Here is an 18,686-nt window from a genome sequence, read left to right as displayed (position 1 = left end):
CCTCGCCGCATGAAAGAGACCAACACCCCCGGAACCGGCAGCACGGGATTGACGAACTACATAGAGGCACCCCCCCGCACCCGTGCACCGCATCACGGACGGCGTTGGGCCGGATGCCGCATTCCGGGCTGCCGCCGGGCGTCCGGGCGGGTAGAGCCCTTCCATGGACCAGTACGACAGACAGGACGGGCCGGACGGGCGGCCGCCCGCCACGGACGACACCCCCATCTACGACAAACTGCTCGCCGAGTGGCGCAGAGCGGGCCGGGGACCCGCGCAGGCGGACCCGGCCGGTCCCGCCGCAGGGCGCCGGGGCGGCTTCGTGCCGGCCGCCCGGACCTCCCCCGACAGACCCGGAAGCTGACCGCGGGACCTCGCCGCGGATCGGCCGACGAGACGACTGGGACGTCTATCCGACGCCTCGTCAGACACGTTCGAGTGTAACCGCGGAACCGAACCTTCCGGAATCGGTTGATCAGTACGTTCCACAACGGGACGTTCCGAAAGGTGAAGTTGATGAAGAAGATCATGACCGGCGCGGCTGTGGCTGTGTCCATGCTCGGTCTGTCCGCCGCGGTGGCCCCCTCGGCCATGGCCATCGGCAACGACGAGGGCACCACGACGGTCAACGGCAACGGCGCCGAGTCGGAGTTCGGCAACGCCGAGACCGAAGGCAACTGGAGCCCGCAGAACCAGCTCGTCCAGGGCACGCTGAACAAGCTGTGCGTCGGCCTGCCGGCCGACGTCAACGTCGGTTCGCTGATCGGCCTCGTGCCGATCGCGGTCCAGGACATCAACGTCCTGTCGTCGCCGCAGACCCAGCAGTGCACGGACAACTCCACCCAGGCCAAGGGCGACGAGGCGCTGTCGCACCTCGTCAACGGCATCCCGGTGCTCTCGGGCAACGGCGTCGGCAACAGCTGACCCCACCGAGGCGCGTGACGCGTCGGAGCCCGGCGGGCCGCGTGAGCGGCCCGCCGGGCTCCGGTCGTCCCACACCGCTCGGGGCGATGCCCACCACTCCACGGGGGGTGGTGGGCATCGCCGTGTCCGGGGTGCGGAGGGGCCGTCGGATCAGCCCAGGGAGCGGACCGGCATCAGGCAGTGGGCCGCGGTGGACACGGTTTCGGGGCTCGCCGCGAACGCCCGCAACCGGTCCTCGCTCACCGGCCTCCCGGCGACCGCCTCCGGCCACGGGCGGGTCGCGAACATGCCGTACACCTGCCCGGTGGAGAGCGCCGCGGCGACCCACTCGGGGGGCGCGGGGTACTGGGCGGTGAAGTGGGGCAGCGTCAGGACGGCCTGGCCGGCCTGCACGAGGAGCTTCACGGGGAGGCTGGGGTGTTCGGAGGCGTCGAGCACGCCCCCGCCGACGCGGAGGCCCGCGCGGCCGAGAGCGGCGCGCAGCGCGGCCGAACCGGTCTCCGGTCCGTCCGGTCCGTCGCCGAGGGAATAGGTGAGCAGGAAGGCGACGTCGTGGCCGCGTTCGGGGTGTTCGCCGCTCCAGCCGATCAGGACCTGGGTTCCGATCTGGGCCGGTGAGTACGAGCCGGTGGCGGTCTGGGGAGAGGTCATGTGCGGCACCCTAACGGCCACGGATCATGTGTTGTGCACGCGTATCACCCGATCGAGGGAGATCTCGTACGACTCCGTCGAAAGGGCCCGGAGAGGCGTGCCGGCAGGGATGATCCGTGCCGCGCCCGCCCTCCCGCGGGCCGGCCGGCGCGGCCCGTTCGTGCGTCTCCGGGTGCCGGTTCGAGGGAGCATCCTGGGCGCTTCGGAGGCCGGGGGAGGGTGCCCGAAAAACGTGTTGACGGCATCCCCGGGGACGGCGCTATCGTGACGGCGTTCCGCGCACCGGAACCCGCCGAGCGGTGAAGAGACCGAGAGATCAGGAGGTGAGGACATTGATGACTGTCGTTGCGACGGGCGCTGCCCGAAACCGGACCAGTTCTGTTCTCATCCCCGTGGCCACCGGCTGACCGCTGTTCGCATCCCGCGCGCCCATGAGCGCGCGGTGCCGGGGCCGCCCCTCGAAGGGTTCCCCTTGTCTTTCTCGTTCTCTCCTTCGCCTTCCTCCGCACGCAGCACCTCCCCGCACGCCCTGGAGCCGTACGGCTGGGACGCGGGCTGGGCCGACGCGTTCGCCCCGTACGCCCGGCAGGGGCTGCTGCCCGGCCGGGTCCTGCGGGTGGATCGCGGGCAGTGCGACCTGGCCACGCCGGGCGGCACGGTCCGCGCCGACACGGCGTTCGTCGTCCCGCGCGACCCGATGCGCATCGTCTGCACCGGCGACTGGGTCGCCGTGGACCCCGACGGCGACCCCCGGTTCGTCCGTACCCTGCTGCCCCGGCGCACCGCCTTCGTCCGGTCCACCTCGTCGAAGCGGTCCGAGGGCCAGGTGCTCGCCACCAACATCGACCACATCGTCATCTGCGTCTCGCTCGCCGTCGAGCTCGATCTGGGCCGGCTCGAACGTTTCGTCGCCCTCGCCCACTCCAGCTCCTCCGGCGACGCGCTGCTGGGCGGGGCGGGGGCGGAGGCGAACGGGCCCCGGATCGTCGTCGTCCTCACCAAGGCCGACCTGGTGCCCGACGCGGTGACGCTCGGACACCTGGTGGACGACGTCTCCACGGTCGCGCCCGGGGCCGAGGTGCTCACGGTCAGCTCGCTGACGGGGGAGGGCGTCGACGTCCTCACCGCACTGTTCTCCGGCTCCACCAGCGCGCTGATCGGCATCTCGGGCGCCGGGAAGTCCACCCTCGCCAACACCGTGCTCGGTGAGGACGTCATGGAGGTGCGGGCCGCCCGCGGCGTCGACGGCAAGGGACGCCACACCACCACCACCCGCAACCTCCTGGTCCTGCCGCACGGCGGTGTCCTCATCGACACGCCGGGGCTGCGCGGCGTCGGCCTCTGGGACGCCGGGACCGGCGTCGGACAGGTCTTCTCGGAGATCGAGGAGCTGGCCGGCCGTTGCCGTTTCCACGACTGCTCGCACGGGTCCGAACCGGGCTGCGCGGTGCTCGCGGCGATCGAGGACGGCGTCCTGCCGGAGCGCCGGCTCGACAGCTACCGCAAGCTGCTCCGCGAGAACCAGCGGATCGTCGCCAAGACGGACGCCCGGGCCCGCTCGGAGATCCGGCGCGAGTGGAAGCGCAAGGGCGCCGAGGGGCGGGCCGCGATGGAGGCCAAACGCGGCCGCGTCCGGTAGCGGCGCACCCGCCGCGGACCGTCCCCGCCGGGCGGTCCGCGGCGCGGGGCGGTTCGCGGCCGGTGTCCGCGCAATGAGCTAATGGACGCATGACCTACTTCATGTACGACATCACCGGATCGCCGGTCGAGGAGCCCGACGCCGAAGCGGTGCGCACCATCGTGGCCGGACTCTCTGAGGCGGACGACGAACACCCGGACGTCTCGCTCACCCACCAGTCGGGCTGGTCCCTCAGCGCCTACGCCGGGGGGCTGCTGCTCTGGGAGAACCTGGAGGACGACAAGGGCGTTCCCGGCGTGATCGAGAAGGCGTCCACCGAGGACGTGCTGCGGCTCTTCGCGCTGCTCGCGGACGGCCGTACGGACGACGTCGAGAGCGAGGGCTGGCGGCGGGAGTGACCGCGGCCGGAAGCGGCGGCCGCTCCGCAGCGGGCCGGTGGGCCGGCCGGTGGTTCCGGGACGGGCCGCGCACCGGTCACGGCCCGGCTGTTCCCGGTGGAAGACCTCCGGGGCGACAGGGCCCACGGCCCCTGTCCCTCAGCCCATGACCAGGACGCAGATCCAGGCCCCCACCGCCAGCAGGCACGCGTACAGCTCGGCGAGCACGGAGTAGCCCGTCGCCCGCATGACGGAGGAGAGCGAGGCCCGGCCGGCGCGGGCGCTGCCCAGCCGCGTCCGCTCCATGCCGTAGACCGCTCCCAGGTAGCCGACGGCCCCGCCGACGACGGGGACCACGAAGAAGCCGACGATGGCGGCGAGCCCGCCGATCATGAGCACCTTGGGCGGGGCGCCGGTCTGCTTGGGGCGCCGTTTGGGGAGCAGCGCCCGGAGCGCCTGGACCAGCAGCAGGAGGGCGGTCGCCCCGATCAGGACACTCCAGGCCGCCGGGGTCACGTCCGTCAGGGCCCACCACAGGATGGCGGCCCAGACGATCGCCTGCCCGGGGATGCCCGGCACCAGCACGCCGACCAGACCGAGCAGCATCACCAGGCCCACGGCGACGAGCTGCCACACACTCATGGCACCAGCGTGCCGGAGAGCGAGATCCCCCGCCCGTCAGCGCAGGCCCCGGACGTGCGGGAACGACCTGCGGGAACGGGGCGTGCGGGAACGTGACGCGGCGGTTCGGAGCACGGCCGGTCGGTGCGTGGCGGAGGCGGGCGTACGGATCGCGGGGCCGCACGGGCCGCGGGAGCCGCAGGAAACGGGAGGCGGAAGAGCGCGGCGAGGGCGCGCGGGTCGGGTGCGCCGGACCCGGGTGGGGCGTCCCGAAGCCGGGCGCGCCGGGCAGGGCGGGGGAGACGCGGAGGGGACCGGCGGTGCGGGCGCCGGCCGTGTGCGGGCGTCAGGTCCGCGGGTTGCGGGCCACCCAGCCGCGTTCGTACGCGTGCCACCCCAGCTGCAGCCGGGTCGAGACGCCGGTCAGCTCCATCAGCCCCTTCACCCGGCGCTGCACCGTGCGCAGCCCCAGGTCCAGTTGCTTGGCCACGCTCGCGTCGGTGAGTCCCGCCAGCAGCAGCGAGAGGATCTCCAGATCGGTCGGGTCGGGCCCGTTGTCGTCCTCCTTCGGCCAGCCGTTCTCACCGATCCGCAGGGGCATCGCATCCCGCCATACCGCTTCGAACAGTCCGCGCAGCGACTCCAGCAGCCCGCTCGCGTGCACGACCAGCGCGGCCGGCTCGGCTCCGCGGCCGGTCAGCGGCACCATGGCCAGACTGCTGTCGGCGATGACCAGTTTCGTCGGCACCCGGTCGACGACCCGGACCTGCTCCTCGCGGCCGAGCGCCGACGACACCTCCACGATCCCGTTCGGCAGCGAGAGCACCTCGCGTTCGATGACCGCGCGGTACGAGACCCCGCGCGATGCCGCGAGCTCCTCGGACGCGTTCTCCGTGCCCGTCACCGCGATCGGCTTGCCGGTGACCAGGGCGCAGACCTCGGCGGTCGCGCCGAGCTGAAGCTGGTGGAAGCGCTGGGCCACCGCGCTGGCCCCCGTCACGACCTCCACCAGGTCGTGGACGGTCGGCTCGCTCTCCTCCGCCCGGTATTCGGCGGCGAGCAGCGCCGCCGCCAGTTCCGCCTGGTCGAGTTCGTGCCGTTGCTGCATCAGCAGGGCCCCGATGGCCACGCCGGGGGGAGCCGCCACCCAGCGGCTCTGCCGCGCGGACGACTGCGCGGCCAGACCCTGCTGCTCCAGGCGCCGCAACGCCCGTTCGGTGTCCTCTTCCGGTAGGCCCAACCGGGCTGCGAGATCGGCCAGTTCCGCGGCCCCCAGTGCGACGAGCGCACGGTAGGCCGTTTCCTGTCTCTCGTCGAGACCTATGGCACCCAGCATCCTGCGACCCTCCCCGGCCGTGGTTCCTCACACCATCACTGTGCCTGTTCAGCGGGGGTGTCCGTGGCGGAAAGAGGCCACGGCGTAAACCCGCCGCACACATCATCCCCCGAACGGGTGGTCCCTCTGTCAAGGTGGCGCCACCACCGCATGTGCGACGGACGGAACACGACCTCGCCTGCGGCTGGAACCGCAGGGACCGGGAAGGGGCGTTGCGCCCCGGTCCGTCGTACGCGGCCGCAGCGGTCACCGCCGACGGCGGCCACCGGCCTTTCCGCCCGTCCTCCTTGCGGACCGGGACCGGCGGGCACGGCCGACGTGCCCACCGTCCGGGCCGCGACCGGCGCCCCGAGAGGCGGCCGGTCACACCGAACCGGTCCGCCGGGCGTCCTTCCCGTGGGGGGTGGGGCCGCCCGGCGGACCTCTTTCCGGTGCGGCATCTTTTCCGGTTGACCCGTTTTGGCGCCGCGTGAGCGGTGGACAATAAGGGGCATGAGCCAGCAGGGGGAGACGCCCGCCGCCCACGAGGACGACTGGTGGGGCAAGCTGTACGCCGAGACGGCGCCGGACACCGGTCCGGCTCCGGCGACCGACAGCCTGGACGACCGATTCGACTCCGCGGCCGACGCGTTGAGCACGTCGGGGGCACCGGAACCGGGAGCGCCCTGGGACAACCCGCCGCCCCTCCAAGGCCCCGGCGTCCGCACCGCGCACGGGGACGCCCCGCGCGCGGAACCGGTGTACGGGGACGCCCCGCGCAGGGACACCGTGTTCGGGGACGCCCCGCGCAGGGACACCGTGTTCGGGGACGCCCCGCACGGCGACGCCCCGGGCGAGGTGCCGCGCGACGCCGCCGTGCCCGAGCCGCGCGGGACCGGTGGGAGCCGGACGCCCGGCTCGCCGCCGGGTGCCGCCGGTGACCGGCCGTCCGCCGGGCCCGGAGCTCTCGGCCACCGGGGTGCCGAAGCCACCGGCGAAGCCGCCTCCGGGCGCAACGGGCCGGTGTCCGAGACGCTCTGGACCGACCCGGAGAGCTGGCCGGGCGCCACCCCGCGCCCGCCCGCACCCCCGTCCCGGCCCGCTGCCACCCCTCCGGTACTGCCGCTCCCCTCCGCCCCGCCGCCCGTCGCCCCACCCGGCCCCGCCGCTTCAGCCGCATCTGCGCCACCCGCACCCGCCGTCCCGCCCGCCGCATCTGCACCGCCCGCGTCCGCCGCATCCGCACCGCCCGCGCCCGCCGCTTCCGCGCCCCCCGCACCGCCCGCGTCCCCGGAACGTCCCGTCGCGGCTTCGCCCGCCCCCGCCGCGCCTTCACCCCCGCCGGCCGCACCCGCTCCGGCGCCGCGGCCCTCCGCCCCCGACCCGTCCACGGTGCGGTTCCGGGCGCCCTGGGAGTCGCCCGGTCGCGGCACGCCGGAGCGGCGCACCTTCGCCGTGCCCCTGGTTCCCGACCCGCCCGCCGAGGAGCCCGCGCCCTCCGATCCGGGGAGCGCACCGCCCGCCGAGGTCCGGGTCTCCGTCACCCACGTGGGCGACCGGCCGCCGACGTACGACCCGGAGCCGACCCACCTGCCCCCGGCCACCTCGCTCAGCCTGGACGGGCTGGTGCCCGACACCGTGCTCGACGGCGCCGCCTACGGGACGTACACCCTGCGCGCCGCGTCGGTGCGCGGCGACTCCGCGCGCTACCGGGGCGAGTCGCGCCGGGACGCGCTGCTCACCGCCCGCTTCGGGACCGGGACCTCGGCGCTCGTCCTGGTGGCGGTCGCGGCGGGCGCCCGGGGCGGCGACGACGACGTGCACCTCGCCGCCGCCGACGCCTGCCGCTGGATCGGCGGCGCGGTCGGCCGCAGCCACGCGCGACTGTCCGACGACCTGCGGGCCGGGCGCCGCGAGGACCTGAAGTCGGGACTGCACCGGCTCACCGACCGCACGTCCGGCAGACTGCGGGCCCGCGCCGCGGAGCTGGGCCGCGAGCCGGAGGAACACCGGGTCGGGCTGCGCTGCCTGCTGCTGCCCGCGGACCCCGACTGCCGTACCCGGATCTTCTTCGGCGTGGGCGACGGCGGCCTGTTCCGGCTCCGCGACGGCGTCTGGGAGGACCTCGATCCGGAGGTACCGGAGGAGGGCTCCGCACCGCCCGCAGAGGCGGAGCCGTCCGGCGACCGGACCACCCTCGACCTCCAGGTCGCCACGCCGCCGGGACCCTATGTCGAGCAGCCGGTCCCGCCGCCCGCGGACCCCTTCCGGTTCCGGGCCTCGGTGGGCCGTCCGGGGGACACGCTGCTGCTCTGCGGGAGCGGACTCGCGGAGCCGTTCCGCGCCGAGCCCGCGCTGGCCGGGGAGTTCGCGGCCCGCTGGTCGTCCCCCGTGCCGCCCGGCCTCGCCGCGTTCCTCGCGGATCTCCAGACCCGGGTGAAGGGGTACGCCGACGACCGCACGGCGGCCGCCGTCTGGGAGGCGTAACGGCGGACCCCATGGGTTGATGGACTGGCGGAGACCGTCCCGGCCGAGGTTTCGGGCTCCGGAGTCCGGACAGCCGACCGTGCACGGAGCACGGCAGAGAGGGCGCATCCCCATGGCCAAGCAGAACGTCTCGGAGCAGTTCGTCGACATCCTCGTGCGGGCTGGGGTGAAGCGGCTGTACGGCGTCGTCGGCGACAGCCTCAACCCGGTCGTGGACGCCATCCGGCGCCACAAGGGCATCGACTGGATCCAGGTCAGGCACGAGGAGACGGCCGCCTTCGCGGCGGGGGCCGAGGCGCAGGTCACCGGCCGACTGGCCGCCTGCGCCGGGTCCTGCGGGCCGGGCAACCTCCACCTCATCAACGGGCTGTACGACGCCCATCGTTCGATGGCCCCGGTCCTCGCGCTCGCCTCGCACATCCCGTCCACCGAGATCGGCCTCGGCTTCTTCCAGGAGACCCATCCGGAGCTGCTCTTCCAGGAGTGCAGTCACTACAACGAGATGATCTCCAACCCGCAGCAGATGCCCCGGCTGCTCCAGACCGCCATCCAGCACGCCATCGGCCGGGGCGGGGTCAGCGTCGTCTCCATGCCGGGCGACATCGCTTCCCAGCCCGCGCCGGAGAAGTCGATCGAGCACGCCCTGGTCACCTCGCGGCCCACCGTGCGGCCCGGTGACGAGGAGATCGACAAGCTCTGCCGCATGGTCGACGAGGCCAAGCGCGTGACGCTGTTCTGCGGCAGCGGCACCGCGGGCGCCCACGCGGAGGTGATGGCGCTCGCCGAGAAGCTGAAGGCCCCGGTCGGCCACGCGCTGCGCGGCAAGGAGTACATCCAGTACGACAACCCGTACGACGTGGGCATGAGCGGGCTGCTCGGGTACGGGGCCGCCTACGAGGCGACCAACGAGTGCGACCTGCTGATCCTGCTCGGCACCGACTTCCCCTACAACGCCTTCCTGCCGGACGACGTGAAGATCGTGCAGGTGGACGTGCGACCCGAGCGGCTGGGCCGGCGTTCCAAGCTGGACCTGGCGGTCTGGGGCGACGTGCGCGAGACGCTGCGCTGCCTGACCCCGCGGGTGCGGCCGAAGACGGACCGCAAGTTCCTCGACCGGATGCTGAAGAAGCACGCCGACGCGCTGGAGGGCGTGATCAAGGCGTACACCCGCAAGGTCGAGAAGCACACGCCGATCCACCCCGAGTACGTCGCGTCGGTGCTGGACGAGATCGCCGACGAGGACGCGGTGTTCACCGTCGACACCGGGATGTGCAACGTGTGGGCGGCGCGCTATCTGACGCCCAACGGCAGGCGCAGGGTGATCGGTTCGTTCAGCCACGGCTCGATGGCCAACGCGCTGCCGCAGGCGATCGGCGCCCAGTTCACCGACCGGAACCGGCAGGTCGTGTCGATGTCGGGCGACGGCGGATTCACCATGCTGATGGGCGACTTCCTCACCCTCGTTCAGTACGACCTCCCGGTGAAGGTCGTGCTGTTCAACAACTCCTCGCTCGGCATGGTGGAGTTGGAGATGCTCGTCGCGGGGCTGCCGTCCTTCGGGACCACCAACAAGAACCCCGACTTCGCGGCCGTCGCGCGGGCGGCGGGTGCCTACGGGGTCCGGGTCGAGAAGCCCAAGCAGTTGGAGAGCGCGCTGCGGGACGCCTTCAAGCACAAGGGGCCCGCACTGGTCGACGTGGTCACCGACCCCAACGCCCTCTCCATCCCGCCGAAGATCAGCGCCGACATGGTCACCGGCTTCGCGCTCTCCGCCGGAAAGATCGTGCTGGACGGCGGGGTCGGCCGGATGGTCCAGATGGCCCGCTCCAACCTGCGCAACGTGCCGCGCCCCTGATCCGTCCGGTATGCCGGGGGCCCGCGCCGCCGGTGGGGGGCGGCGGCGCGGACGCGTCCTCGGGGTGGCGGATCAGCAGTCGTGGTCGACGAGGTCGAACGACTCGTAATGGTCCGCGGTGTAGTAGTCCTCCTCGGCCGCGTCGCCGGTGACGATGCGGCGGGCGCCACGCGTGGAGGAGCCCGGAGTGATCACCGTGTACTCGTGGTAATACCCGGTGGAGCGGCTCGGCAGGACGCCTTCGCGGTTCTGGAAGACCGTGCCGTCCTGGGAGTAGGGGAAAGGGCCGCCGGATCCGATGAGGTCGAGGGTGTCGTGCGCCTGGGACGGCAGGTCGGTGTAGCAGACGGAGCCGACCGCCGCCGCGAGGGCGGCGGGGGAGGGCGCGCCGTACACCGCAGGGGCGGTGTGGGCCGGTGGTGCGGGGGAGGCGGCCGTCGCGGTGGCCGGTGCGACGCCGATGAGTGCGGACAGGAGGGCGGCCGAGCCGCCTAGCCGGATGACCCGTGGGGGGATGCGCATGGGTCCTATGATGACGCGCGTAGATACCTCTGCGTCATCGCCGATACGGGTGAACGTTCCGGTAGTTGGTGGGCGGGTCCGGTGAGGGCATCACTCGTCGGCCGGACGCGTGAGCGACCGGCGGTGGGGCATGCATCGATGAGGACGTCCGAGGGATCGAAGGTCGAGGAGGCTGATGACCCGTGCGGGTGGGGGAGATGATGGAGCATCGGAACAGATCCGGCCCCGCGGACGACCGTGGGGCGGACCGGGACCGTCCGCCGCGCCGCGAGCCCTTGGGGGACGCGCGGCTGCACCGGACCGCGGGGCACGCCGACCGTGCGGCGGTGGGTGAAGTCCGCCGCGACGTGAGGGACTTCCTCCGGCCGAGGGTGGACCGGGAGTGCATCGCCACGGTCGAGCTGCTGCTGAGTGAGCTGATGACCAACGCCCTGATCCACACCCGCCACGGCACGGTCGTGACCGCCACGGTCGACGGCCGCCGCATACGGGTGGAGGTGCGGGACTTCGCACCGGAACCGCCCCGTGTGTACGTACCGAACGCCGACGACGGCACGCACGGCAGGGGCCTGGTGCTGGTGCGCGGCCTCGCCGACTCCTGGGGGGTGCGGACGCAGCCGCTGGGCAAGGTGGTCTGGTTCGAGCTGGACGGCGGGAAGCCCTGAAGGGTTTTCCGCCGTCCGGTGTGCGGGTCCGGTCCGTCACGCACCGGGCGTGACCGACCGGACCCGCGCGCTCAGCCGAACTGCTGCTCCAGATCCTTGAGCTTCCGCTCCAGCGAGTCGAGCCGGGGCAACGCCTGGGTGTCGTCGTCCTCGGCCGTGAGGTCCACGGTCAGGGGGTCGGCCATGCCCGTGGTCCGGCCGCCGGTCGGCTTCCGGTCGCCGCCGGCGTGCAGGGACGGCCGGGGCCGCAGCGGCAGCTGTCCCGGCTCCGCTATGGCGGGCTCCGCGGCGGACGGCGAGCCCGCCGGCGGGGCGAGGGCCGGAACCTCCGCGGCGCGGCCGTCCCTGCCGCGTCCCCAGGCGCGGTTCTGCCGGTTGAGCGCCTTGATCTGCGCCCGGTCCAGCTTCTGCTGGCCCCGGCGCCGCAGCCGGTCCTGCTCCCGCTCCCGGCGGTCCTCGCGCACCTCGTCCACCGCCTCGTCCAGGGTGCGGACGCCTTCGAGGAGCATCAGCGACCAGGCGCCGAAGGTCTCCCGGGGCGCGCGCAGCCAGCGCACGATGCGGATCTGCGGCAAGGGCCTCGGTACCAGCCCCTGTTCGCGGAGCGCGGCCCGGCGGGTCTGCTTCAGCGCGCGGTCGAAGAGCACCGCGGCGGAGAGCGACATGCCCGCGAAGAAGTGCGGGGCTCCCGCGTGGTCCATGCCGCGCGGCGCGTGCACCCAGTTGAACCAGGCGGCGGCGCCGGCGAACGTCCACACCAGCAGCCGGGAGCCGAGGGCCGCGTCGCCGTGGCTCGCCTCCCGTACCGCCAGTACCGAGCAGAACATGGCGGCCCCGTCGAGGCCGAACGGCACCAGGTACTCCCAGCCCCCGGAGAGGTTGAGGTTTTGCCGGCCGAAGCCGACGAGCCCGTGGAAGGAGAGGGCGGCGGCCACGGCCGCGCAGCAGAACAGCAGCACGTACGAAGCGGTGGCGTAAAGGGCCTCCTTGCGCCTGCGCCGGTCTTCGCTGCGTTCCCAGGAGTCGTCCGCCGGGGCCTTGCCGGCGGCGCGCTTGCCGCGTGCGACCACCGTCACCGCCGCCATGACCCCCACGAGCAGCACGGCGCCCGGAAGCAGCCAGTCAAGCGATATGTCGGTCAGTCTCATGCGCGGTCCCTTGCGTCGCGATAGGGCGTTTCGGACGCCATCGTGACGGAGTTCCAGGGCCGTTCAGCGGGATTCGGGGCAAGAACACGCCATCGGGGGGCCCGATGCGTACGGGTGACCGGATATCGCCCGAACGGGCGTGCGCGGCAGGGGAGTTGCGTTCGAGCGGGTGCCACTCGTCCGGGTGGCGTGGTTCAGGGAGCAGGCGTCAGGCGCTTCACGCGGGCCGCGTCGCACGTACGCGGGCAGGTCACGCAGGTGTCCTCGGGGCGCAGCGTGTAGAACAGGCAGCAGCTCGCCCGGTCGCGCGTCGGCAGCGACTCGCCGGCCGGGCCCGTCAGTTCGCGGAAGCCCGCGGCGCCGACGTACGGCTTGGTGGTTCCCGGCAGCAGCAGTTCCAGCTCGGACATGGCCCGGCGCTCCTCGCCGAGCAGATGGGCGACGTACCAGAGTCCTTCGACGATCTCGTCGGTCGCCATGCCCCACAGCGCCCGCTTCCCGCGCCGCATCCGGGGCGCGAAGCCCTCCAGCACCGGGCCGACGTGCTCGGCGACCGCGGCCAGCACCTCGGCGCGCAGGGCGGCCTCGTCCGGGACCACCCGCGCGCCGGGCAGCGAGGCGGCCGGGTCGTCCGGCAGGCAGGCGAACTCGGAGATCCGCACCTGAAGGCGTCCCAGCGCGCGGTGGAACGACACGTCCCGCACCGGCACCCGCGGCACCCGGCGCAGCAGGAACCACGGGACCGTCACCAGCAGGCAGGCGGGCCAGGCGTAGCGGTGCAGCCCGAAGCCGGCCACCACGTCCGGCCGGGCCCCCCGGCCGTAGTCCTTGAGCACCTGCGCTTCGTCCCACGCCAGGAACGCGTCGACGGCAGGGCCGCCCGCGGCCAGCTCGGCGGCCCCGACCCAGCCGCCACCGGTCGGAAAGGGCACGGCGTCACCGACGACCTCCGCCCGCAGACCGGGGAACACCTCGGCGAGGCGCGCGTACGCCGCGGTCACGGGGGACGTCGCGGCGCCGAGGGGCGGAGTCGTCATGAGGGGCATACCAGGGACCACCGAATCCCGATCGCTTGCAGGTAAGCCTTACCTTACCCGAGATGATCGAGGTTTGAACTCCGGCGTACTGCGCCTATCGTGCACCGGGGGGCCCGCCGTCCGCGAGCCGTGCCCCGCCGGAGGAGGCCAGCGTGGAGCAGAGCGGAGCGAGGGACGCCGCACGGCCCGTGCCGCACCCCGCCGACGCCCGGGACGCCCGCGTACCCGCGCAGCCCGGCCCGGAGCGGGCCCGTGGCGAGCACACCCACGCCGGTACCGACGGCCCCGCCTCCGTCCGGCGGCACTCCGTGCGCGGGCAGATCCTGCAGGCGCTGCGCGCCCGTCTCGTCTCCGGGGAACTGGTGCCCGGCCGGGTCTACTCGGCGCCCGCGCTCGGCGCGGTCTTCGGCGTGTCGGCCACCCCGGTGCGCGAGGCCATGCAGCAGCTGGCCACCGAGGGGGCCGTCGAGGTCGTACCCAACCGCGGCTTCCGGGTCAGCGAACGCGGGCCCCGCGAACGCGCGGAGCTCGCGGAGGTGCGCGCCCTCATCGAGGTACCCGTGGTGCTGCGGCTCGCCGTCACCGTGCCGCCCGCCCGCTGGCAGGCGCTGCGGCCGCTCGCCGAGGCCGCCGCGGCGGCGGCCGCGACCGGCGACCGCGCCGCGTACGCCGAGTCCGACCGCCGCTTCCACGGCGCGGTGCTCGCGCTGGCCGGCAACGGGCAGCTGGTCGCCGTCGCCGACGACCTGCACCGCCGGGCCCAGTGGCCGCCGGCCGGCGGCCCGGCCCCGCGCCGGGCCGAGCTGATCGCCGACGCGGCCGAGCACACCGCACTCCTGGACGCCCTCGTCGCCCAGCACGACCCGGCCGTCGTCCAGCGACTCGTGCGCGAGCACTTCGGCGGCGCGGGCGGCTGACGCCCCCGCCCGCACCGGGCGAGGGCGCCGGGCCCGCTCAGTTCGCCGCGGCGGTCGCCGGGTCGGGCGGCGCGTCCAGCAACGGCGCCAGCCAGGTCGGCACGCCCCCCAGCAGCCGGAACAGCCGGCCCGCCTCGGCCCGTAGCCGGGCCGCCTCCGCCGCGGGTTCCGCCTCCGCCAGCGAGATCAGGGCCGGGGCGGTGCCGACGAGATAGCCCAGCTCCTCGCGGATCCGCAACGACTCCGAGAAACCGTGCCGCGCCTCCGCCAGCTCGCCGTCCGCCAGCGCCAGGGTGGCGAGATGGCGCCAGGTGAAGGAGAGCAGCAGCGCGTCGCCCTGTGCGGTCGCGCCTGCGTGCGCCCGGCGGAAGGCGGCCCGTGCCGACTGCGGTGCGCCCGCCAGGTCCTGCGCGATCAGCCCCCGCCGGAAGTCGAGCAGCGGACGGCCGGGGGCGGCCGGGGCGAGCAGCGCGGCCGCCCGGCTGAGAGCGACACTCGCCTCGTCGGCGCGGTCCCGGACGCCGAGCAGGGTGGAGGCGTAGGCGAGGTGGCCGCGTTCGCAGGCCGCCGCACCCCGTCCGGCGTCGTCCCGGGCGAGCGCCTCGGCGGTGCGCAGCGCGTCCTCGGCCTCCGCCCAGCCCTCGGTGGTGTACAGACACCGTTCGGTCAGGAGCGCGGTGCGCTGGAGCGCCGCGGCCTGGTCCGTCGCGGCGGCGTCCTCCAGCAGTGCGGCCGCGTCGGTCCAGCAGGCGCGCGAGCGCAGGCGCCACACCGCTGTCCGGAGCGGCGGATCGTCTTCGGCTGTCGTTCCGGAACCAGACATGGCGGAGTGCGCCACAGTGCCCTCCCCGAGCGCGCCATCGAGCTGTGTTGGGTCTGCGCGCATCTCAGCATGGAAAGAGCGGACCGCCAAGAGGGCCGGTGCGGTTCTGGTGAAGGAATTCACAATCGTCCCGGACCGGAGGGGAGCGCGGCCGGGGCCGGAAGGTCAGCTCATCCGCAGGGCGAGGAAGAAATCGAGCTTGTCCTCCAGGCGCGAAAGGTCCCGGCCCGTCAACTGCTCGATCCGCCCGACGCGGTAGCGCAGGGTGTTGACGTGCAGGTGCAGCCGGGCGGCGCAGCGGGTCCAGGAGCCGTCGCAGTCGAGGAAAGCCTCCAGCGTCGGGATCAGCTCCGCGCGGTGCCTGCGGTCGTACGCGCGCAGCGGGTCCAGCAGCCGCGCGGTGAACGCCCGGCGCACGTCGTCCGGGACGAACGGCAGCAACAGCACGTGCGAGGCCAGCTCGTGGTGTCCGGCTGCGCAGACCCGGCCGGGCCGGGCGGCGGCGACCCGGCGGGCGTGCCGGGCCTCCTCCAGCGCACCGCGCAGTCCGTCGGCGGAGTGCACCGCCGCGCTGACGCCGATGGTGAGGCGGCCGTCGTCCGCCAGTCCGGCGGAGAGCGGCTCCCGGACGGCTGCCAGCAGGGAGTCGGCCAGCAGCTCCGGACCGCCCCCGGCGGCCGCGTCGGTCCGCTCCTCCCCGGCCCCCTCCTCCCCGGCCCCCTCCTCCCCGGCCCTTTCCTCTCCGGCCTTCCTCGCGCCGGCCGACGCCGGCAGCGGGACCAGGGCGACGGCCTCCTCGTCCGTGTAAGCCACCGCTATCCGGTCGGCGGAATCGGGGCCGGTGGCCGCCGGGTCCACCAGGATCTCCTCCAGCAGCGCCTGGGCCGCCGCCCCGCCCGCAGCCGGGCCGTGGGCCCCCGACCACTCGACGCGCGCCACCACGATCTGCCAGTGCGGGGCGGCGGCGGGGCCGGGCAGCAGGACGGGGGCGGCGACCCGCAGCCGGGCCGCGATCTCGGTCGAGGCTGCGCCCGCCTGCACCAGTTCCAGCACCTCCTGCGCCAGCCTGCGGCGCACCGTGCGGGCGGCGTCGCGCCGCTCCCGCTCGACGGCGATGAGCTGGGTGACGCCCTGCAGGAGGTCGAGCCGCTCGGCCGGCCAGTCGCCGGCGTCGGCCTCGACCGCGAGCAGCCAGTCGGAGAGCACCGACTCGCGGGCGTCGCGCAGTCCGGGCGCGGGGGTGCGGCCGGTGTGCGGGACCGGGAAGAGGGCGTAGGCGGTGCCGTCCACCACCGCCCGGTGCGGGCCCCGGCGGCCGGTGCGGCCGGCCGCCAGGTGGTGTCCGGCCAGGGCGGCGGCGACCGGGCCCGCCAGCGGCCCGGAGCCCGCGACGCGCCGGCCGGTGGGGGAGAGCACCCAGGCGCTCAGCGACAGGTCGGAGGTGAGCAGGTCGAGCACCACCTCGGGGCCGCCGCCAGCCGGGCCCGACGTCATCAGCCTGCGGTGGCGGTCCACGACCGCCGCCAGATCGCCGGCCCGCTCGCCCGACACCTGCCGCACGATGTGCTCGGTGATGGTGGCGAACGCCACGGTCTCGTTCACGGCGAACAGCGGCATCCGGTGCAGCCGGCACGCCTCGACCAGGTCCTCCGGCACCGCCCCGAGCTCCGCCTCGCCGGCCGCCAGACCCGCCACCCCGGCCGCCGCCAGGATGCGCACGAAGGGTTCGGAGTCGGCGGCGTCCCGGCGCCAGGCCAGCCCGCTGAGGACCAGCTCGCCGCCGGTGAGGTACCGGCTCGGGTCGCGCAGGTCGGTGGTCATCACTCCCCGGACCGTCCGGTCCAGCTCACCGGCGCCGCCGAGCAGTCGCAGGCCCAGCGCGTCGGTCTCCAGCAGTGCGCGCAGCCGCATCTCGTTGCCGCCGATCTGTTGTTCCGTAGGTGCGGAGGGGGGACCGGGATACCTGTGGATTGCGGTGAGGTTTCCGATCCCCGTCATTCGTTCGAATCTACAAGACGAGTCGGGAGACCAGCCAACTCCTTCATGGTTTCGGTGACTGCACCGACTGGAGCACGCCTTGTGTACTGGGGCACCTACCGCGTGAACATCTGATGAAGCGCCGCGCCGGCACCCCCCGCGGAGGGGGCGCCCGTCCGGTCCGAGCGGTCTCCGGGGGCCCGCGGCCCCGGCCCACGCGACACCCGAAACGAGAAGAAGAGAGCCACGCATGGACTTCCTTCGCCCCGCAACGTGGGAGGAGGCGCTCGCCGCGAAGGCGGAGCACCCGGCGGCCGTCCCCCTGGCGGGCGGCACCGACGTGATGGTGGAGATCAACTTCGACCACCGGCGCCCCGCACACCTGCTCGACCTCACCCGGATCGGCGAACTCTCCGAGTGGGAGACCGGCCCCGGCGCCGTGCGCCTCGGCGCCTCCGTCCCGTACAGCGCGATCATGGAGAGCCTGCGGACCGAGCTGCCCGGTCTCGCGCTCGCCTCGCACACGGTCGCCTCGCCGCAGATCCGCAACCGGGGCGGGGTCGGCGGCAACCTCGGCACCGCCTCCCCGGCCGGCGACGCCCACCCCGCGCTGCTCGCGGCGGGCGCGGAGGTCGAGGCGGTCTCCGTACGCGGCACCCGCATGATCCCCATCGACGACTTCTACACCGGCGTCAAGCGCAACGCCCTCGCGCCCGACGAGCTGATCCGGGCCGTGCACGTCGCCCGCGCCGACGGCCCCCAGCAGTTCTCCAAGGTCGGCACCCGCAACGCCATGGTCATCGCCGTCTGCGCCTTCGGCCTTGCGCTGCACCCGGAGAGCCGCACGGTCCGCACCGGCATCGGCTCCGCCGCCCCCACCCCGGTCCGGGCCACCGCGGCCGAGGAGTTCCTCGCCGCCGCGCTCGACGAGGCCGGCCTCTGGGACAGCGGCAAGATCATCCCGCCGTCCGTCGCCGCACAGTTCGCCACCCTCGCCTCCGGCGCCTGCAACCCGATCGACGACGTGCGGGGCACCGCGAAGTACCGCCGGCACGCCGTCGGCGTCATGGCCCGCCGGACGCTCGGCTGGACCTGGGAGCAGTACCGCGGCGCCGGCCGCCACCTCGAAGGAGCTGCCTGACCATGCGCGTCAACTTCACCGTCAACGGCCGGCCGCAGCAGGCCGACGACGTCTGGGAGGGCGAGTCCCTGCTGTACGTGCTGCGCGAGCGGATGGGTCTGCCCGGCTCCAAGAACGCCTGCGAACAGGGCGAGTGCGGCTCCTGCACCGTCCGCCTGGACGGCGTGCCGGTCTGCTCCTGTCTCGTCGCGGCCGGCCAGGCCGAGGGCCGCGAGGTGGTCACCGTGGAGGGCCTCGCCGACTACGCCCGCCACCGCGAGGGCGCCCACCCCGGCGCCGGCTGCGCCTCCGGCGCCTGCGGCACCGGCCTCGACGACGCCCGCCGGTGGCAGCCCCGCCCCACCGGCGAGGACGCCGCGCTCTCCCCGGTGCAGCAGGCGTTCATCGACGCCGGGGCCGTCCAGTGCGGCTTCTGCACCCCCGGCCTGCTGGTCGCCGCCGACGAACTGCTGGAGAACCACCCCTCGCCGTCCGACCAGGACATCCGCGAGGCGCTCTCCGGCAACCTCTGCCGCTGCACCGGCTACGAGAAGATCCTCGACGCGGTCCGCCTCGCGGCCGCCCGTCAGTCAGAGGCGGTCTGACCC

18 protein-coding genes are annotated in these 18,686 nt (G+C 74.2%); 10 read left to right on the top strand and 8 right to left on the bottom strand.

The window, feature by feature from the left end; genetic code table 11:
- Positions 1 to 163: 163 nt before the first annotated feature.
- On the top strand, positions 164 to 364 hold the full coding sequence (locus Q0994_RS26405) for a hypothetical protein (RefSeq protein WP_299539057.1): 201 nt from the start codon (positions 164 to 166) through the stop codon (positions 362 to 364).
- Between the two features lie 152 nt (positions 365 to 516).
- Positions 517 to 924, top strand: a complete 408-nt coding sequence (locus Q0994_RS26400; protein ID WP_299539055.1) for a rodlin — start codon at positions 517 to 519, stop codon at positions 922 to 924.
- A 150-nt stretch (positions 925 to 1,074) separates the two neighbouring features.
- Here the strand turns inward: Q0994_RS26400 and Q0994_RS26395 are convergent, their stop codons facing one another.
- On the bottom strand, positions 1,075 to 1,575 hold the full coding sequence (locus Q0994_RS26395) for a DUF5949 family protein (protein ID WP_299539053.1): 501 nt from the start codon (positions 1,573 to 1,575) through the stop codon (positions 1,075 to 1,077).
- 472 nt (positions 1,576 to 2,047) lie between these two features.
- On the opposite strand from Q0994_RS26395, the gene rsgA reads away from it, so the two are divergent.
- Both rsgA and Q0994_RS26385 read left to right on the top strand, forming a co-directional pair.
- Entirely contained in the window at positions 2,048 to 3,214 is a 1,167-nt protein-coding gene (rsgA, locus tag Q0994_RS26390; RefSeq protein ID WP_299539051.1) for a ribosome small subunit-dependent GTPase A, read from the top strand.
- 89 nt (positions 3,215 to 3,303) lie between these two features.
- Positions 3,304 to 3,612 carry a hypothetical protein gene (locus tag Q0994_RS26385; RefSeq protein ID WP_299539048.1) on the top strand — a complete coding sequence of 103 codons (309 nt, stop codon included), beginning with the start codon at positions 3,304 to 3,306 and terminating at the stop codon, positions 3,610 to 3,612.
- Between the two features lie 138 nt (positions 3,613 to 3,750).
- Here the strand turns inward: Q0994_RS26385 and Q0994_RS26380 are convergent, their stop codons facing one another.
- Positions 3,751 to 4,233, bottom strand: coding sequence for a DUF456 domain-containing protein (locus tag Q0994_RS26380; RefSeq protein WP_299539046.1), 483 nt, complete (start codon positions 4,231 to 4,233; stop codon positions 3,751 to 3,753).
- A 325-nt stretch (positions 4,234 to 4,558) separates the two neighbouring features.
- A complete protein-coding gene (locus tag Q0994_RS26375) occupies positions 4,559 to 5,548 on the bottom strand; it encodes a LuxR family transcriptional regulator (RefSeq protein ID WP_299539044.1) in 990 nt (329 codons plus the stop codon).
- Positions 5,549 to 6,040: 492 nt separating this feature from the next.
- Between Q0994_RS26375 and Q0994_RS26370 the strand changes: the two genes are divergently transcribed.
- Positions 6,041 to 8,014, top strand: a complete 1,974-nt coding sequence (locus tag Q0994_RS26370) for a protein phosphatase 2C domain-containing protein (protein WP_299539042.1) — start codon at positions 6,041 to 6,043, stop codon at positions 8,012 to 8,014.
- A 112-nt stretch (positions 8,015 to 8,126) separates the two neighbouring features.
- On the top strand, positions 8,127 to 9,869 hold the full coding sequence (locus Q0994_RS26365; protein WP_299539040.1) for a pyruvate dehydrogenase: 1,743 nt from the start codon (positions 8,127 to 8,129) through the stop codon (positions 9,867 to 9,869).
- Between the two features lie 72 nt (positions 9,870 to 9,941).
- Here Q0994_RS26365 and Q0994_RS26360 read toward each other — a convergent pair whose 3' ends face one another.
- Positions 9,942 to 10,391 carry a ribonuclease gene (locus Q0994_RS26360; protein ID WP_299539039.1) on the bottom strand — a complete coding sequence of 150 codons (450 nt, stop codon included), beginning with the start codon at positions 10,389 to 10,391 and terminating at the stop codon, positions 9,942 to 9,944.
- Positions 10,392 to 10,717: 326 nt separating this feature from the next.
- On the opposite strand from Q0994_RS26360, the gene Q0994_RS26355 reads away from it, so the two are divergent.
- Positions 10,718 to 11,056 carry an ATP-binding protein gene (locus Q0994_RS26355; protein ID WP_363325579.1) on the top strand — a complete coding sequence of 113 codons (339 nt, stop codon included), beginning with the start codon at positions 10,718 to 10,720 and terminating at the stop codon, positions 11,054 to 11,056.
- Between the two features lie 71 nt (positions 11,057 to 11,127).
- On the opposite strand, the gene Q0994_RS26350 is transcribed toward Q0994_RS26355, so the two are convergent.
- Both Q0994_RS26350 and Q0994_RS26345 read right to left on the bottom strand, forming a co-directional pair.
- On the bottom strand, positions 11,128 to 12,204 hold the full coding sequence (locus tag Q0994_RS26350) for a DUF2637 domain-containing protein (protein WP_299539036.1): 1,077 nt from the start codon (positions 12,202 to 12,204) through the stop codon (positions 11,128 to 11,130).
- 194 nt (positions 12,205 to 12,398) lie between these two features.
- Entirely contained in the window at positions 12,399 to 13,241 is an 843-nt protein-coding gene (locus tag Q0994_RS26345; RefSeq protein WP_299539034.1) for a (2Fe-2S)-binding protein, read from the bottom strand.
- Between the two features lie 188 nt (positions 13,242 to 13,429).
- Here Q0994_RS26345 and Q0994_RS26340 point away from each other — a divergent pair, with 188 nt between their 5' ends.
- Positions 13,430 to 14,158, top strand: coding sequence for a GntR family transcriptional regulator (locus tag Q0994_RS26340; RefSeq protein WP_299539085.1), 729 nt, complete (start codon positions 13,430 to 13,432; stop codon positions 14,156 to 14,158).
- 37 nt (positions 14,159 to 14,195) lie between these two features.
- Here the strand turns inward: Q0994_RS26340 and Q0994_RS26335 are convergent, their stop codons facing one another.
- Together Q0994_RS26335 and Q0994_RS26330 are read right to left on the bottom strand one after the other, a co-directional pair.
- Positions 14,196 to 14,981, bottom strand: a complete 786-nt coding sequence (locus tag Q0994_RS26335; protein ID WP_299539031.1) for a hypothetical protein — start codon at positions 14,979 to 14,981, stop codon at positions 14,196 to 14,198.
- A 165-nt stretch (positions 14,982 to 15,146) separates the two neighbouring features.
- Complete coding sequence (locus Q0994_RS26330; protein WP_299539083.1) at positions 15,147 to 16,892, bottom strand: PucR family transcriptional regulator; 1,746 nt, start codon at positions 16,890 to 16,892, stop codon at positions 15,147 to 15,149.
- Between the two features lie 316 nt (positions 16,893 to 17,208).
- Here Q0994_RS26330 and Q0994_RS26325 point away from each other — a divergent pair, with 316 nt between their 5' ends.
- Both Q0994_RS26325 and Q0994_RS26320 read left to right on the top strand, forming a co-directional pair.
- A complete protein-coding gene (locus Q0994_RS26325; RefSeq protein ID WP_299539029.1) occupies positions 17,209 to 18,099 on the top strand; it encodes a xanthine dehydrogenase family protein subunit M in 891 nt (296 codons plus the stop codon).
- Between the two features lie 2 nt (positions 18,100 to 18,101).
- Positions 18,102 to 18,683 (top strand): (2Fe-2S)-binding protein, encoded by a 582-nt coding sequence (locus tag Q0994_RS26320; protein ID WP_299539027.1) that lies wholly within the window; start codon positions 18,102 to 18,104, stop codon positions 18,681 to 18,683.
- Positions 18,684 to 18,686 lie beyond the last annotated feature (3 nt).

It is taken from the genome of uncultured Streptomyces sp., assembly GCF_947488945.1.
Taxonomy (GTDB): Bacteria; Actinomycetota; Actinomycetes; order Streptomycetales; family Streptomycetaceae; genus Streptomyces.
The sequence above is the reverse complement of the archived record's forward strand: the minus strand, read 5'-3'. Positions and strand labels throughout refer to the sequence as shown.